At 62.1% G+C, this 15,279-nt stretch carries 12 protein-coding genes; 7 read left to right on the top strand and 5 right to left on the bottom strand.

The annotated features are described in order from the left end of the window. Positions 1 to 2 precede the first annotated feature (2 nt). From ppx to J0X03_RS05655, 5 genes are all read left to right on the top strand, one after another. Positions 3 to 1,553 (top strand): exopolyphosphatase, encoded by a 1,551-nt coding sequence (gene ppx / locus J0X03_RS05675; protein ID WP_038873722.1) that lies wholly within the window; start codon positions 3 to 5, stop codon positions 1,551 to 1,553. 181 nt (positions 1,554 to 1,734) lie between these two features. After that, on the top strand, positions 1,735 to 1,917 hold the full coding sequence (locus J0X03_RS05670; protein ID WP_033644045.1) for a YfgG family protein: 183 nt from the start codon (positions 1,735 to 1,737) through the stop codon (positions 1,915 to 1,917). Between the two features lie 103 nt (positions 1,918 to 2,020). Beyond that, complete coding sequence (mgtE, locus tag J0X03_RS05665) at positions 2,021 to 3,454, top strand: magnesium transporter (protein ID WP_015378729.1); 1,434 nt, start codon at positions 2,021 to 2,023, stop codon at positions 3,452 to 3,454. 185 nt (positions 3,455 to 3,639) lie between these two features. Further along, on the top strand, positions 3,640 to 6,966 hold the full coding sequence (locus J0X03_RS05660; protein ID WP_060660368.1) for a diguanylate cyclase: 3,327 nt from the start codon (positions 3,640 to 3,642) through the stop codon (positions 6,964 to 6,966). 194 nt (positions 6,967 to 7,160) lie between these two features. Next, a complete protein-coding gene (locus J0X03_RS05655; protein WP_069101090.1) occupies positions 7,161 to 7,514 on the top strand; it encodes a DNA-binding protein in 354 nt (117 codons plus the stop codon). A gap of 6 nt (positions 7,515 to 7,520) precedes the next feature. Here J0X03_RS05655 and alkA read toward each other — a convergent pair whose 3' ends face one another. From alkA to J0X03_RS05640, 3 genes are all read right to left on the bottom strand, one after another. After that, on the bottom strand, positions 7,521 to 9,011 hold the full coding sequence (gene alkA / locus J0X03_RS05650) for a DNA-3-methyladenine glycosylase 2 (RefSeq protein WP_089195065.1): 1,491 nt from the start codon (positions 9,009 to 9,011) through the stop codon (positions 7,521 to 7,523). 161 nt (positions 9,012 to 9,172) lie between these two features. Next, positions 9,173 to 10,012 carry an oxidoreductase gene (locus J0X03_RS05645; RefSeq protein WP_160204484.1) on the bottom strand — a complete coding sequence of 280 codons (840 nt, stop codon included), beginning with the start codon at positions 10,010 to 10,012 and terminating at the stop codon, positions 9,173 to 9,175. A gap of 147 nt (positions 10,013 to 10,159) precedes the next feature. Continuing rightward, on the bottom strand, positions 10,160 to 11,170 hold the full coding sequence (locus tag J0X03_RS05640; protein ID WP_033644051.1) for an AraC family transcriptional regulator: 1,011 nt from the start codon (positions 11,168 to 11,170) through the stop codon (positions 10,160 to 10,162). Between the two features lie 271 nt (positions 11,171 to 11,441). On the opposite strand from J0X03_RS05640, the gene yegD reads away from it, so the two are divergent. Together yegD and J0X03_RS05630 are read left to right on the top strand one after the other, a co-directional pair. Then, positions 11,442 to 12,794 (top strand): molecular chaperone, encoded by a 1,353-nt coding sequence (gene yegD, locus J0X03_RS05635; protein WP_033644053.1) that lies wholly within the window; start codon positions 11,442 to 11,444, stop codon positions 12,792 to 12,794. Positions 12,795 to 12,845: 51 nt separating this feature from the next. Then, entirely contained in the window at positions 12,846 to 13,412 is a 567-nt protein-coding gene (locus tag J0X03_RS05630) for a GNAT family N-acetyltransferase (RefSeq protein ID WP_033644054.1), read from the top strand. Here J0X03_RS05630 and J0X03_RS05625 read toward each other — a convergent pair. Beyond that, on the bottom strand, positions 13,409 to 14,026 hold the full coding sequence (locus J0X03_RS05625; RefSeq protein WP_033644055.1) for a pyridoxamine 5'-phosphate oxidase family protein: 618 nt from the start codon (positions 14,024 to 14,026) through the stop codon (positions 13,409 to 13,411). The genes J0X03_RS05630 and J0X03_RS05625 overlap by 4 nt on opposite strands. Before the next feature lie 61 nt (positions 14,027 to 14,087). After that, positions 14,088 to 15,041: an aldo/keto reductase gene (locus J0X03_RS05620; protein WP_033644056.1), complete on the bottom strand. Its 954-nt coding sequence runs from the start codon at positions 15,039 to 15,041 to the stop codon at positions 14,088 to 14,090. Positions 15,042 to 15,279 lie beyond the last annotated feature (238 nt).

Below are 15,279 nucleotides of genomic sequence, written 5' to 3'. Positions count from 1 at the left end.
CTATGCCGCTAAAAAACACTGCAACGAACAAACCGCAGGAAATCGCCGCCATCGACCTCGGGTCGAACAGTTTCCACATGGTGATCGCCCGCGTCGTCAACGGCGCCTTACAGGTATTGGGCCGTTTAAAACAGCGGGTGCATCTCGCCGACGGATTGGACAGCAACAACGTACTCAGTGAAGAGGCGATAGAGCGCGGCCTGGCCTGCCTGGCCCTGTTTGCCGAACGGTTGCAGGGCTTCCCGGCGGATAACGTCACCATCGTCGGGACGCACACCCTGCGTCAGGCGGTGAACGCCGAAGTGTTCCTCAAGCGCGCCGCCAAAGTGATCCCCTACCCGATAGAAATCATCGCCGGTCAGGAAGAAGCGCGCCTGATCTTCATGGGCGTGGAGCACACTCAGCCGGAGAAAGGCCGCAAGCTGGTGATCGACATCGGCGGCGGCTCCACCGAGCTGGTGATCGGCGAAGACTTCGAGCCGCTGCTGGCGGAAAGCCGCCGCATGGGCTGCGTCAGCTTCGCCCAGCTGTTCTTCCCGGGCGGCGAGATCAGCAAAAACAACTTCCGCCGCGCGCGGCTGGCGGCGGCGCAGAAGCTGGAAACGCTGGCCTGGCAGTACCGCATTCAGGGCTGGCAGTATGCGCTGGGCGCTTCGGGCACCATCAAGGCCGCCCACGAAGTGCTGGTGGCGATGGGGGAAAAAGACGGTCTCATCACCCTGGATCGCCTGGAAATGCTCGCCGAGCAGGTGCTGCAGTTCAAAAGTTTCGGCTCGCTGAGCCTGCCGGGGCTGTCGGAAGACCGCCAATCGGTGTTCGTGCCGGGGCTGGCAATCCTGTGCGGCGTGTTCGATGCGCTGGCGATCCGCGATCTGCGCCTGTCTGACGGCGCGCTGCGCGAAGGCGTGCTGTATGAAATGGAAGGCCGTTTCCGCCACCAGGACATCCGCAGCCGCACCGCCAAGAGCCTGGCCGATCACTACAACATCGACCGCGAGCAGGCCAAACGGGTGCTGGAAACCACCGAGTTGCTCTACTCGCAGTGGATGGCGCAGAACACCAAGCTGGCGCATCCACAGCTGGAGGCCCTGCTGAAATGGGCCGCCATGCTGCACGAGGTGGGGCTGAGCATCAACCACAGCGGCATGCACCGCCATTCGGCCTACATTCTGCAAAACTCCAACCTGCCTGGCTTCAACCAGGAACAGCAGCTGCTGCTGGCGGCGCTGGTGCGCTTCCACCGCAAGGCGATCAAGTTGGAAGAGCTGCCGCGCCTCAACCTGTTCAAGAAGAAACACTACCTGCCGCTGATCCAGCTGCTGCGTCTGAGCACCCTGCTCAACAACCAGCGTCAGTCGACCACCACACCGGAAACGCTGCGCCTGACCACCGACGACAACCACTGGACGCTGCGCTTCCCGGCCGGCTACCTGGCGCAAAACAACCTGGTGCAGCTGGACTTCGAGCGCGAGCAGGCCTACTGGAACGACGTCGTCGGCTGGAAGCTGCTGATCGACGAAGAAGGTTCGCAAGACGAACAGCGCTCCGCCTGATCCTCCGCCCCCTGCCAGCCAGGGGGTTTTTCTTTCCGCCCCCGCTCTGCCAACCTAAACGAAACCCTAATACGGCGCGCCGCTCGCCGGAAAAAAATGGACAACTTTTGTCATCAGCGCCTAAAATCCGGTTACAAATTCTCGAGCGAATAACACAGGACACCGGCATACCGGGTGATATATGCGCAAGAAAACCACCGGACAGATGACGAAGATAGTGTTGTTTATCAGCTTTATCATTTTAGTCGGCCGACTGCTGTACGCCGCCGTGGTGGCGGTGCCTCATCATCAGGAAAAAAAGCAGGCCGCTGCGCAAAACGCCGCCGAAGTCAGCACGCCGCAACAGGACGCCTCCTCTGAATAACCGCCGCGCCCCGTCCGTTTCATAAAAATGACTCCGGCACTCGCTATGCTCTATCTTTTAATGAGCCTGCGTCAGGAACGCCGAGCGCCCGTTAAGGAACACCATGTCAGCCGCAACCCATAACGTCAAAAAAGTCGCTGAACACCGCCAGCGCATTCTCACTCTGTTGTTGAACAATAAGGAATTGGTCGACGGCATTCTCGGCCGGCCAGGGGATGAACACGCCCTCAGCCAAAGCGAACTGCTGAACCAGACGGCGGAAATCACCGGCCTGCTTGACGACATGCACGCCGCCGACCTGGCGGACCTGCTGGAAGCGCTGCCGCAGGATGAACGTATGGCGCTGTGGCGGCTGGTGGGCAACAGCAAGCGCGGCCAGACGCTGGTGGAGGTCGCCGAGCCGGTCTGGGACAGCCTGATCGAGGAAATGAGCGACAAAGACCTGCTCAAAGCGATCAAAACGCTGGACGTCGACGAACAGGCCTACCTGGCGCAATACCTGCCGCGTAACCTGATGGGCCGGTTGCTGACCTCGCTGGAGCCGGAGCAGCGCGCTCAGGTGCGCGAGATGAGCCAGTACGCCAAAGACAGTGTCGGCTGGATGATGGATTTCGAACTGGTGACGGTGCGGCCGGACGTCACGCTCGGCGCGGTGCACCGTTTTTTGCGCATGCGCAAAACCATTCCCGACGCCACCGATAAACTGTTCGTCACCGATCGCAAAAACACCCTGCTGGGCGAACTGCCGCTCACCGCAGTGCTGCTGAACGACCCGGAGATCCCGGTGCGCGAAGTGATGGACAGCGATCCCGCCACCTTTCAGCCCGAAGACAAGGCCGATGAAGCGGCCGGCGCGTTCGAACGTTACGACCTGATCAGCGCCCCGGTGGTTGATGCCAAAGGCAAACTGATGGGCCGCCTGACTATCGAAGAGATCGTCGACGCCGTCAACGAAGAGAGCGACACCAACCTGCGCCGCATGGGCGGTTTGAGCCCGGAAGAAGACGTGTTCGCCCCGGTCAGCAAGGCGGTCAAGACCCGCTGGGCCTGGCTGGCGATCAACCTCTGTACCGCGTTCGTCGCCTCGCGCGTGATTGGCCTGTTCGAACACACCATTTCCCAGTTGGTGGCGCTGGCGGCGCTGATGCCGATCGTCGCTGGCATCGGCGGCAACACCGGCAACCAAACCATCACCATGATTGTGCGCGCGCTGGCGCTGCACCAGATTGAAGTCGGCAACATCTCGCGCCTGATGCTCAGGGAGCTGGGCGTCGCCATCATCAACGGCGTGGTGTGGGGCGGCATCATGGGCGTGATCACCTGGCTGCTGTACGGCGACGCGGCGATGGGCGGCGTGATGACGCTGGCGATGCTGCTAAACCTGCTGCTGGCGGCGCTGATGGGCGTGGTGATCCCGATGACCATGCTCAAACTGGGCCGCGATCCGGCGGTCGGCTCGAGCGTGCTCATCACCGCGCTGACCGACACCGGCGGCTTTTTCATCTTCCTCGGCCTCGCCACTCTGTTCCTGCTGTAATACGCCAAAAGCCGGCCTCGCGCCGGCTTTTTCGTCATTCTGTCGCCGGGCTGGCGTTAACGCAGTAAAGTCGGGCTTCCCGGTAGGTTTTCCTCTCGCGCTGTACTACCCTTTGCCAATAAATCGTCTTAATTCATCCACGTCATGAATCCAATCACTGACAGAGGCCATCGGTAAGGGTGTCTATGGATATCAGCGCGCCGAACACGTTCGGCACACACAAAGGCGTCGTGGTGACGCATTCCCTGTTCGTGGCGCTGGCGACGTTTTTGCTCGCCTTGCTGAGCCTGTCGCTGTCCAGCGAAGCCCGCCACTTCACGCCGCTGTGGTTCCCGACCGCCGCCGCAATCGCGGTGCTGTACCGCCACGCCCCGCGTCACTGGGGGCTGCCGCTGCTGGCCAGCGGCCTCGGCATCGTGCTCGCCAGCTTCTTGCTATTCGGCGTCAGCGTCACTCCCGTCAAGCTGGCCGCCATCAACCTGCTGGAAGCGGCGATTTGCGCCCTGCTGTTGCGCCGCATGCTACACCCGTACGATCCGTTGAATGATCTCGCCAGTTGGCTGCGTTTTGTGGTCTGTGCGGTGATTTTTACCCCGCTGTTCAGCGCGCTGCTGGCCGCCGGCCTGGTACCCGCGCCAGAGCAGCCTTTTTGGCAGCCGTTCGGTACCTGGTTCATTTCCGAAGCGATAGGGGTACTGTCGCTGGCACCGATCGGCCTCGCTTACAACCGTCGTACCCTGACGGCGCTGAACCCGTTTCCATTATTGCTGACACTGATGGTTACGCTGGCTTTCAGCTTTATGGCGCTGACCTATCTGCCTTTTCCGTTCACGTTCGTGATTTTGCCGCTGCTGTGGGCAGCCATCGCACTGCCGCGTTTTGAGGCGTTCACCGTTTGCTTCTGCACCCTCTTGCTGATCACCGTGATGATTTCGCTGGGACTGCTGCATTTTCAGGCTACCGGCAAACACCTTGGCGATCTCGGTCTGTACTTGCCGATGCTGCTGATTTTAATCCCGGCGCACGCAATGGCGGTGGTGATGCACGCCTTCCGAGTGGAAAAACAGCATATCGTCGAAAGTGAAAGCCGCTTTCGCAGCGCGCTGGAGTATTCCGCCATCGGCATGGCGCTGGTGTCGCCGCAGGGCAAATGGCTGCAGGTCAATCAGGCGCTGTGCACGCTGCTCGGCTATACGCCGGAGGCGCTGCATAAGCTGACCTTTCAAGAAATTACGCATCCCGACGATCTCAACGCCGATCTCAGCCAGTTGCACGACCTGCTCGATGGCCATATCAGCAGCTATACCCTGGAGAAACGCTACATTCGCAGCGACGGCCAGACCGTTTGGGCGCTGCTGGCGGTTTCGCTGGTGCGCGACGCCGAAGGGGTGCCGTTGTACTTCATCTCTCAGGTGGAGGACATCAGCGATTTGAAGCGCAGCCAGGCGGAAAACAACCGGCTGGTGGAGCGCATAACGCTGGCCAATCAGGTGGGCGGCGTCGGCATCTGGGAATGGGTGATAAGCCAGGAAAACTTCACCTGGGATCAGCGCATGTTCGAACTCTACGATCTCAATTCCGACCAAACGCCGACGTTGGCGCTGTGGCGCACGCTGTTGGTGCCGGAAGATCGCGACCGCACCGATCGCGAGCTGGCCGAGATTCTGGCTCAGCCACGACCATTCGTCATGGAATTTCGCATCACCACGCGCGGCGGCAAGTTACGCCATATTCGCGGCCAGGGCAATGTGATCCTCGACGACCAGGGCCAGCCGCTGCGCATGATCGGCACCAATATCGACATGACCGAGCTCAAGATCCTCGCCGAAGCGCTGCACGAGGAGAAAGAGCGCTTGCACATTACCCTCGACGCCATCGGCGAAGGGGTGATCTCCACCGACGGTCACCAGCGCATTACCTTTATGAATCCGGTGGCCGAGCAGATGTGCGGCTGGCCGCTCGATCTGGCGATCGGTATGCCCGTCGCCGGCGTGGTGCGCCTGACCAACGGCAAAGACGGCCCGGAAATCGAAAACCTCACGCAATACCCACGGCAATGGCCGGCGGATTATGCGCTGGTGCTGCACAGCCGCGACGGGCGTTATTTCGACGTACAGCAGTCGGTCTCACCGCTGAAAACCCTCGACGGGGAAACCATGGGCGCGGTGATGGTGCTGCAGGACGTCACCGCCTCGCGCGAACTGATGAAAAAACTCAGCTACAGCGCCTCGCACGATGCGCTGACCGGATTGCCGAACCGCACCCGCTTCGAGAAACAGCTGAAGGCGGCGATCGTCGCCGGCGGGGAACCGTCGTCACCGCATTCGCTGGTGTTCCTCGATCTGGATCGGTTCAAGGCGGTGAACGACACCGCCGGCCATGCGGCGGGCGATGCCCTGCTGCGGGACATCGCCCAACTGATGCGGCATCAGCTGCGCCATAGCGACTGCCTGGCCCGGCTGGGCGGCGACGAGTTCGGTCTGATCCTGTACGACTGCCGGCTGGAACAGGCCAAATCGCTGGTGCAGCAAGTGGTTAATCAAATCAGCCAGCACCCGTTCTACTGGGAAGGGAAGATTTACCGCGTCGGCGCCAGCGCCGGCATCACGCGCATCAGCGCCGACGCCAAAAGCAGCGAACTGCTGGCGCAGGCCGATATCGCCTGCTACACCGCCAAGCACCAGGGGCGCGGCCAGGTTTATCTGTACGAAACGCGGCAGAAACAGCTGCTGGAGCGGCAACACGAGGTGCTGAGCCTGCAGGAAGTGCAGACGATCATCAGCGAGGGGCAACTGCGGCTGCTGACTCACGCGGTCGCACCGCCGGCGACGCCGCTGTCGGCCGCGTTTCACCAGGTGAAGCTGCAGGTGATGGCGCCGGACGACCGCCCGCTGTCGCACGAGGCGTTCATCGCCGCCGCGCAGCTGTACGGCCTGATGCCGGACATCGACCGCTGGACGGCGGCGCAACTGCTGGTGAAATATGCCGACGACATCAAACGCAAAGGGCTGTCGCTCGCGCTGCCGCTGGCCATCGACAGCCTGCTGAGCGCCGACTTCCAGCGCTACCTGACTGAAACGGTGCGCGCTTCCTCGCTGCCGCCGCAGGCGCTGCTGTTCAGCGTCGATGAGGCCGCAATACTGGAGCACGCCGCGCAGTGTCGGGCATTTCTCCGCGAACTGCAGCAGCAGGGCTGCCGGCTGATCGTCAACGGCTTCGGGCATAACATCAATGCGTTCGATGAGCTCAGCGACCAGCGGATCGACATCATTCGCATCGATGAGCGCTTTATCACCAACGTGCACTGCAACCAGATGGACGAGCTGATGGTCTCGATGCTCAACGGCGCGGCGCATCGCATTAAAGCGCAGACCTTCGCCGGACCGGCTCACCAGCCGGTGACGCTGCAGGCGCTGCGCGACATCGGCGTCGATCTGGCGGACGGCGACCAGGTGGCGCTGGAGCAGCCGCTGGCGGTGTTGCTCAGCGACGGCTATTTCGGCATCCGTTAACCCTCTCCCCCTCTCAGGCGCCGTCTCCCGGGCGGCGCCTCGCATCTCGTTCGTTACATGATATTAACCAAGACAAGATTAGTGATATAAATAACACCTTAGGCTTAAACGATTAAGTAAGATGAAGCACCCGTACGAGTATCAGCGTATCCGTTGATTTTCCTCGACATGTGATAGCTCAGGGATAAGGGACTATGGAAAAGAAATGGTTTTCCGCCAGGGAACTGATGGGTAAGGCGGGGTTGCCGTCAACCCCGCAAGGGGTCAATCTGATGGCCCGACGCGAAGGCTGGGTCAGCCGCCGCCGCAGCGGCGTGCAGGGCAAAGCGCTGGAATACCATATCGACAGTCTGCCGTTCGGCGCGCGCAGCCTGTCGGCCTTGCGCGAGGCAGACCATCCGGACTACGCGGTCAAACGCCAGGATCCGGTGCGGGTCTGGATCGAGTATTACTACCACCTGACGCCGGCCGAGCGGGAAAAGCTGCTGGCGTTCCTGATGCGTGAAGGCATGAGCCGCCTGCTCCAGCTGATCGAGTCCCCCCGCTAGCCGCGTTCAACTCTCTCCTTCCGGCGCCCAGCCGCCGTTGTGCCACAGGTGCAGCGTGGCGTAAGAGCGCCACGGGCGCCAACGTTCGGCGTAGCGTTCAATCTGGCGCGGCGTCATACCGGGGAAACGCTGTTTGATCAGGTAGTCGCCGGCCAGGAACACGTCCGGCCACGACCAGGCGCGCATCGCGATATAGCTGGCGGTCCAGTTGCCGATGCCCGGCAGCGCGGTCAGCGCCTTGATGCCCTGTTCGATATCCAGCACGTTGTCGAGCTGCAGCCGTCCTTCCCCCAGCGCGCGGGCGATCTCGATCAGCGCCGCCGCACGCTTCACTTGCACCCCGAGCGGGCGCAGTTCTTCAGGCTGCAGCTGCGCCACCCGTTCTGCTGTGGGGAAAACGTGGGTGATGCCCTCATGTGGCGTCGCCAGCGCTTCGCCCCAGCGTTCGGCCATCCGCCCGGCGAAGGTCGCCGCCATTTTCACGCTGACCAACTGCCCCAGCACCGCACGCGCCGCCTGCTCGAAACTGTTCACGCAGCCCGGCAGGCGCAGCCCCGGCGCATCGGCCGCCAGCGAGCCCAGCGCCTCATTGATGCGATCCGGCGCGGCGTCCAGATCAAACAGCAGGCGCACCCGGCGCAACACCTCCGTCGTCACCAGACTGAGCGTCGGCGCAATCTCGACCCGAACCCGATTGCGCGCCTCTTCCGGCTGCACGCTGAGCCAGCCGCGGTGTTCCGTGCCGCCCTGGCTGACGGCGATCGAGCGCAGGTAGCGGCGCCCCTCGACCCGCTCCACGCCCTGCACGGCGCGCGCCTGCAAGAAATTCAGCATGCGCGCCCAGTCATAGGGCGGCCGATAGCCCAGGTGAAACACCAACCCGCTGGCGGCGGCCCGTTCACCGCGCGCGCCGCCGCTGCGCAGCGCCGACGGGATCAGGCGGTAACGCGCCTTGAACAGCTCGTTGAAACGCCGCAGGCTGCCGAAACCGGCGGCGAACGCCACCTCGCTGAGCGGCAGATCGGTGTCCGCCAGCAGGCGCTTGGCCTGTAGCAACCGGTGCGACTGCGCGTAATCGATCGGCGAGGCGCCAAACTGTTCGGCGAAGATGCGCCGCAGATGGCGATCGGAAATGCCCAGCCGCGCCGCCAGCGCTTCGCAGCTGTGTTCGGACAGATACCCCTGCTCGATGAGCTGCACCGCCACCTGGGCATAGCGGTTGCCCAGATCGATCAGCGCCAGGCCGGGCGCCAGTTCCGGTCGGCATTTGAGGCAGGGGCGAAACCCCGCCAGTTCAGCCGCCGCCGCGCTCGGATAAAAGGTGCAGTTTTCCAGCTTCGGCGTGCGGGCGCTGCACACCGGGCGACAATAGATGCCGGTGGAAGAGACGCCGACGAAAAAACGGCCGTCGAATTTGCGGTCACGCGCGCGCAGCGCGTCGTACAACGCTTGCTGTTGAGTATTCATGGCAACGCTCGGGTTCGGTTTTTTCTGCATTATGGGACTCGGCTAGCGCGCTGACGTGCGGAATTCGGACATTAAGTTACGCACCTTCCCACCGTCCAGATTAGCGATTGTCTTTAATGATTATGCGTCTGAACAGTGTTCAGACGCACCATTTTCACCGCCACCGACATAAAGCCCCGCTGCCCGACGACTTATTGCCCCTGGCGCGGTACCCCCAATGCCCGGCGCATCAGCCCATCGAAGGCGCGATCGGACAACAAGCGCCGCAGAAAAATCAGCGGTTTCGCGCCAAACCCCACGGCATAGCGCGTTTTCGGACGATGGGCGGCGACGGCTTTGGCGATCGTATCGGCAATCACGCTCGGCGGCGATTGCCGTTTCTTGCTGGCGTCGCTGACCATGGCGTGGGCGACAGCGTGAGCCTGAGCGGCGTACTCGCTCTGGCCGGAAACGCCGATCAGTTTTTCCGCGGCGATATCCGCCCATTCACTCTGGATGCCGCCGGGTTCGATCACCACGACGTCGATGCCGAAAGGTTGCACCTCCATGCGCAAACAGTCGCTGATGGCCTCCAAGGCGAATTTGGTGCCGTGATACCATCCGCCCAGCGGCGTATGTATTTTCCCGCCCATCGACGTAATATTGATGACGGTGCCGGAGCGCTGCGCTCGCATGTGCGGCAAAATCAGCTGCGTCAGCCGAACCGCACCGAACACATTCACATCAAATTGAGCGCGAGCCTCATCCGCAGAAACGTCTTCAATAGCGCCATAGGAGCCGTAACCGGCGTTATTGACCAACGCATCGATACGCCCCGTTTCGGCGATGATGGTCTTTACCGCCTGCGCCATGGAAGCATCGTCGGTGACGTCCAACGGCAAAACGTGAATGCCGGCGGCAGCCAGAGCCTGCATGCGTTCAACCCGGCGGGCGGCCGCATAAACGGTATGCCCGCGCTGCTTTAACGTGACGGCGGTGGCTTCGCCAATACCGGACGAGGCGCCGGTCACCAGGATCACTTTGGACTTCATACTGACTGCTCCTTATTAGGATGATTGCGTTGGCGACTGCCTGCGCAGTCTGTATGTTGTCCACTTTAAGCGACGGGCCCTGCCGCAACCATGTCGAACCGCGCCAATCAACTCGCAGAATGCGCCAACGTGAACAGCGCCTCTCGGCTAATTCAGCCGCATCGCCTGGCGAGCCGCTTCCGGCGTTTGCCCTGTCCATTCGTGAAAGGCGCGGAAGAAAGAGTTCGGCTCTTCAAAACCGAGCAAAAAGGCAATCTCTCCGCTGGTAAGGGTCGAATGCTTAAGATAGTGGCGCGCCAATTTTTCCCGGGTGCCGTTGCTCAGCGAACGAAAACTCTCGCCCTCATCTTCCAGACGCCGCTGCAGCGTCCGGCGGCTCATGCCCAATCTTGCCGCCACCGCGTCGATGCCGGCGGTATTGCTGGGAATCAACTCCAGCAGCACCGCACAAACGCGCTCTCCGGTGGTTGCCGTGGCGTCCAGTTCACTGAGGCGACGACGCAGCTCGGGTTCGAAAACGCGCCACATGCCCTCATTCACTGTCAAAAAGGGACGCAAGGCATCTGCGGAGGAGAAAGTAATGCCCGGCCCTGCCCCAGGCGTTACCGCGCAGCCGAAGAAGGCTGCCAAGGGGCGTGAAAGGGCTGCAGGCGGCAGTTCAGGCAAGGTGATACGGCGCGCTTTTACCGGTTCGCGCGTGGCAAGCTGCGCCAGCCGAACATAAAATGCCAGCTCAGCCACCAGTAAAGACGCCGGTACCGCCTCCTCCGCCAACAACCAGCGGGGTGAAATCGTCATTTCGCCTTCAGGGCCGATGGCGAGCTCCAGGCTCATCGGCGCCGTAAGTTGCTTGTATTTCGCTAACCGCTGGACAGCTTGCGCCAGATTGGCGCTGCACAGGGCGGCGAATATCGGAGGGTCAAACGATTCCGTTGACATCAGCGCAACGATTTTCAACGGAAACAACGGGTCGCCCGTTCCTTCCTCCATCGCGCGCCAGAAGCGGAAATATTCTTCCGTAGTGATCCCTTCAGCGGTGCGTGACAACAGATCTTCAGGCAATGCAGCCCGGCGTAAAACATCCGTCGGCTGGAGCCCCAGATCTTTCAGCAGGGTTCTCCAGCCGATATTCATGAGAAAGGTCGAGTTGCGCGTCATGAAATCCTCATCACAGAGTCATAGGGAAAGGCATTCCCCGCTCGGAATACCTGTTGAGTATAAAGAAATGGCGTGCGTCTTGATGGGCGAAGCACGCCATTTTCATAGCCGACTGTGCCATTGCTGCGGCTTGAGCGTTATCCGCACTGAGAAAGTTCGCGCAAGCCGCCGCGCCCGCTAAATTTTTCGACACTCGCGCATTGGCGCATTGCCCGCCGGCCCCGTCTCGGGTAAAGTCGCCCCCCTTCATTGGCATGGGGACAAAAAAGAGATGTTTATTGGATTCGATTACGGGACAGCCAACTGTTCCGTTGCAGTGATGCGCGACCACGGCCCCGAGCTGTTGACGCTGGAAAACAACGCGCCCTATCTGCCTTCGATGCTGTGCGCGCCGACCCGCGAAGCGGTGAGCGAATGCCTGCACCGCCATTGGCAGATCCCGACCGGCAGCGAAGAAAACCAGCAGCTGCTGCGCCGCGCCATCAGTTACAACCGCGAAGAAGACATTCCGGTCAACGGCGACAGCGTGCTGTTCGGCCTGCAGGCGCTGGCGCACTATATGGAAGATCCGGAAGAGGTGTATTTCGTGCGCTCGCCGAAGTCCTTCCTCGGCGCCAACGGCCTGAAACCACAGCAGATCGCGCTGTTCGAAGACCTGGTGTGCGCCATGATGTTCCACATCAAACGCCAGGCAGAAAATGTGCTGCAAACCGGCATCGATCAGGCAGTGATCGGCCGGCCGATCAACTTCCAGGGCATCGGCGGCGACGAAGCCAACCGGCAGGCGCAGGGCATTCTGCAACGCGCCGCCGAACGCGCCGGTTTCAAGGACATTGAATTCCAGTTCGAGCCGGTGGCGGCGGGGCTGGACTTCGAAGCGACGCTGAGCGAAGAGCAAACCGTGCTGGTGGTGGACATCGGCGGCGGCACCACCGACTGCTCGGTGCTGCTGATGGGGCCGCAGTGGCGCAACCGCGCCGATCGCCAGCAGAGCCTGCTGGGCCACAGCGGCTGCCGGGTCGGCGGTAACGATCTGGACATCATGCTGGCCTTCAAGCAGCTGATGCCGCTGTTCGGCCTGGGCGGCGAAACCGCGAAAGGCATCGCCCTGCCGGCGCTGCCTTACTGGAACGCGGTGGCGACCAACGATGTGCCGGCGCAAAACGATTTCTACAGCGCCGCCAACGGCCGCGTGCTGCGCGATCTGATCCTCGACGCGGCGGAGCCGGAAAAGGTCAAGCGCCTGCTGAAAGTGTACCAGCAGCGCCTGAGCTACCGATTGGTGCGGGCGGCCGAAGAGAGTAAGATCGCCCTGTCCGGCCAAACGGCCATCAGCGCGCCGCTCAATTTCGTGCAGGCCGATCTGGCGGAGAACATCAGCCAGGATCAGCTCGCCGACGCCATCTCGCAGCCGTTGATGCGCATTCAGGAGCAGGTCAGCGCCGCGCTGGCCAGCAGCCAGACCGCGCCGCAGGTGATCTACCTGACCGGCGGCAGCGCGCGTTCACCGCTGCTGCGCGCCGCGCTGCAACAGCAGCTGCCGGGCATTCCGATCGTCGGCGGCAACGACTTCGGCTCGGTCACCGCCGGGCTGGCGCGCTGGGCGCAAACGCTGTTCCGTTGACAGCCCAAGGGCGCGGCTCGCCGCGCCCTTGTTCATTGGAGGCTATGCATCATGTCGACCATCCTTACCCTCGACAGCGCCAGGCTACGGCTGCGCCCCTGGCGCGACGACGACCTGCCGGCCTTCGCCGCGCTCAACGCCGATCCGCAGGTCATGCGCTATTTCCCGGCGACGATGACGGCCGAGGAAAGCCGCGCGCAGGCCGAACGCATCCGCGCCTTCCTGCAACAGCACGGCTGGGGGCTGTGGGCGGTGGAAGTGAAAAGCGGCGCGCCTTTTATCGGTTTTGTCGGGCTGGCGCGGCCGGGCGACGATCTGCCTTGCTCCCCCTGCGTGGAGATCGGCTGGCGGCTGGCGGCGGCCCACTGGGGCAACGGCTACGCCGCTGAGGCGGCGCGCGCCGCACTGGCGTGCGCCTTCGACACGCTGCATTTGCCGGAAGTAGTGGCCTTCACCGCCGAAGATAACCAGCCGTCGCGCCGGGTGATGACGCGCATCGGTATGCGCTTCGACGGCGAAACCTTCCTGCACCCGCGTCTGCCGGCGGGCCATCCGCTGCAAAAGCACGTCTTATACCGGCTGAATCGACAAACGTGGCGCGAACGCCACGGCGATTAATACAGCGTATCCTTCAGCCGCTGCGGCAGCGCGCTGTCGTACTCCTCACCGTCGAAGCGCGTTTGGCTCACCGCGGCCAAAATATGGCCGGGGCTGGGCAGCACCGAACGCTCGAGGCGGCTGGCCTCTTCCCATAACCCCGAACGCAAGATCGCCCGGCTGCACTGGAAGAACACCGCCTCCACCCGAATGCGCAGCACCGAACGCGGCAGCTGGTTGCGGTGGGCGAAGCGCTGCAACACCGCCGGCGCCACCACGATCTCCGCCCGCCCGTTAATCCGCAGCGTTTCGCCGATGCCGGGGATCAGCAGCAGCAGCGCCACCCGGTTGTCGTGCAGGATATTGCGCAGGCTGTCGATGCGGTTATTGCCGCGCCGATCCGGCAACAGCAGGGTTTTCTCGTCTTCGATATGAATGAAACCGGCCGGATCGCCGCGCGGCGAGACGTCCATGCCGTCCGGCCCCACCGTCGAGAGGGCGGCGAACGGCGCCGCCTCGATAAACGGACGGTAAGCCGGGTGGATGTAGCTGACTTCTTTAAAAACCGAGGGCGCGGCGGGCTTGCCGTACAGCTGTTCCAGCGCCGCGAGGTCGTTGATGATATCGCCAGACATTGCAGTTTCCTGAATGAGTCATATTGACCCCTTCAGCATAGAGCAAAATCGCCGGCGGCTCTTACTCGGCGCTGGCGTGGTTCAGCGTCTGAATGTCGTCCGCATCCAGCGTCAGACGCGTGGCGCTGACCAACTCATCCAGCTGCGACAACGAGGTGGCGCTGACGATCGGCGCGGTGATGCTCGGACGCGCGATCAGCCAGGCCAGCGAGACCTGCGCCGCAGAGACGCCGTGTTTGCCCGCCACCTGATCCAGCGCCGCCAGGATGCGGAAACCGCGCGGGTTCAGGTAGCGTTCGACGATGCGATCGCCGCGCTGACTTTTGCCCTCATCCGCTTTGCTGCGGTATTTGCCGGTCAGAAAGCCGCTGGCCAGCGCGAAGAAGTTGATCACCCCGAGGCCATGGCGCTGCGCCACCCCCTCCAGCTCGGCTTCATACCCTTCGCGCGCATACAGATTGTATTCCGGCTGCAGGGTTTCGTAGCGCGCCAATCCGTTGCTCTCGCTCACCCGCAGCGCTTCTTCCAGGCGATCCGCCTGATAGTTGGAGGCGCCGATCGCCCGCACCTTGCCGGCCTTAATCAACGCATCGAACGCCGCCAGCGTCTCTTCCAGCGGCGTATCGCGGTCATCGTCATGCGACTGATAAAGATCGATATAATCGGTTTGCAGGCGCCGCAGCGAATCTTCCACCGCCTGCTGAATATAGCGCGGCGACAGACCCTGTTTGCCTTCGCCCATCGGTTTACCCACCTTGGTGGCGATGATCACCTGGTCGCGCTTGCCGCTCTTCTTCAGCCATTCGCCGATGACGGTTTCCGATTCGCCGCCCCGGTTGCCCGGCGCCCAGCTGGAATAAACGTCGGCGGTATCGATAAAGTTGAGCTGATTGTCCACCAGCGCATCCAGCAGGCTGAACGAGGTCGCTTGATCCGCCGTCCAACCGAACACATTGCCGCCAAAGGTCAACGCCGGCACCTGAATGCCTGAGCGGCCCAATTCTCTGTTGCTCATCACCTGCTCCTGTGGGAAAAGATTCGCGGGTTAATTATTAGCGCCAACCAGGATAGAACGCTAAAACGGATTGGCTATAAGCTGAAACAAATCACTTATAAACATAGCACGCTCAAATCACCCACTTATTAGGACAATGCTGACGGTTCCTCCATATTTCCTTCATTTTTATGCCGTCCCCGCTGGCTAAACTAGTATCCTGTAAGGAGTGTCATTTTTGTGGCAATGAGTGCCCGCA

Origin of the sequence: Serratia ureilytica, assembly GCF_017309605.1 — a bacterium.
GTDB classification, from domain to species: Bacteria; Pseudomonadota; Gammaproteobacteria; order Enterobacterales; family Enterobacteriaceae; genus Serratia; species Serratia ureilytica.
The sequence above is the reverse complement of the archived record's forward strand: the minus strand, read 5'-3'. Positions and strand labels throughout refer to the sequence as shown.

Excerpts from the sequence above, each read along its gene's own strand:
- ppx (WP_038873722.1), top strand. The coding sequence starts at position 3 with ATGCCGCTAAAAAACACTGCAACGAACAAACCGCAGGAAATCGCCGCC.
- J0X03_RS05670 (WP_033644045.1), top strand. The coding sequence starts at position 1,735 with ATGCGCAAGAAAACCACCGGACAGATGACGAAGATAGTGTTGTTTATC.
- mgtE (WP_015378729.1), top strand. The coding sequence starts at position 2,021 with ATGTCAGCCGCAACCCATAACGTCAAAAAAGTCGCTGAACACCGCCAG.
- J0X03_RS05660 (WP_060660368.1), top strand. The coding sequence starts at position 3,640 with ATGGATATCAGCGCGCCGAACACGTTCGGCACACACAAAGGCGTCGTG.
- J0X03_RS05655 (WP_069101090.1), top strand. The coding sequence starts at position 7,161 with ATGGAAAAGAAATGGTTTTCCGCCAGGGAACTGATGGGTAAGGCGGGG.
- alkA (WP_089195065.1), bottom strand. The coding sequence starts at position 9,011 with ATGCAGAAAAAACCGAACCCGAGCGTTGCCATGAATACTCAACAGCAA.
- J0X03_RS05645 (WP_160204484.1), bottom strand. The coding sequence starts at position 10,012 with ATGAAGTCCAAAGTGATCCTGGTGACCGGCGCCTCGTCCGGTATTGGC.
- J0X03_RS05640 (WP_033644051.1), bottom strand. The coding sequence starts at position 11,170 with ATGACGCGCAACTCGACCTTTCTCATGAATATCGGCTGGAGAACCCTG.
- yegD (WP_033644053.1), top strand. The coding sequence starts at position 11,442 with ATGTTTATTGGATTCGATTACGGGACAGCCAACTGTTCCGTTGCAGTG.
- J0X03_RS05630 (WP_033644054.1), top strand. The coding sequence starts at position 12,846 with ATGTCGACCATCCTTACCCTCGACAGCGCCAGGCTACGGCTGCGCCCC.
- J0X03_RS05625 (WP_033644055.1), bottom strand. The coding sequence starts at position 14,026 with ATGTCTGGCGATATCATCAACGACCTCGCGGCGCTGGAACAGCTGTAC.
- J0X03_RS05620 (WP_033644056.1), bottom strand. The coding sequence starts at position 15,041 with ATGAGCAACAGAGAATTGGGCCGCTCAGGCATTCAGGTGCCGGCGTTG.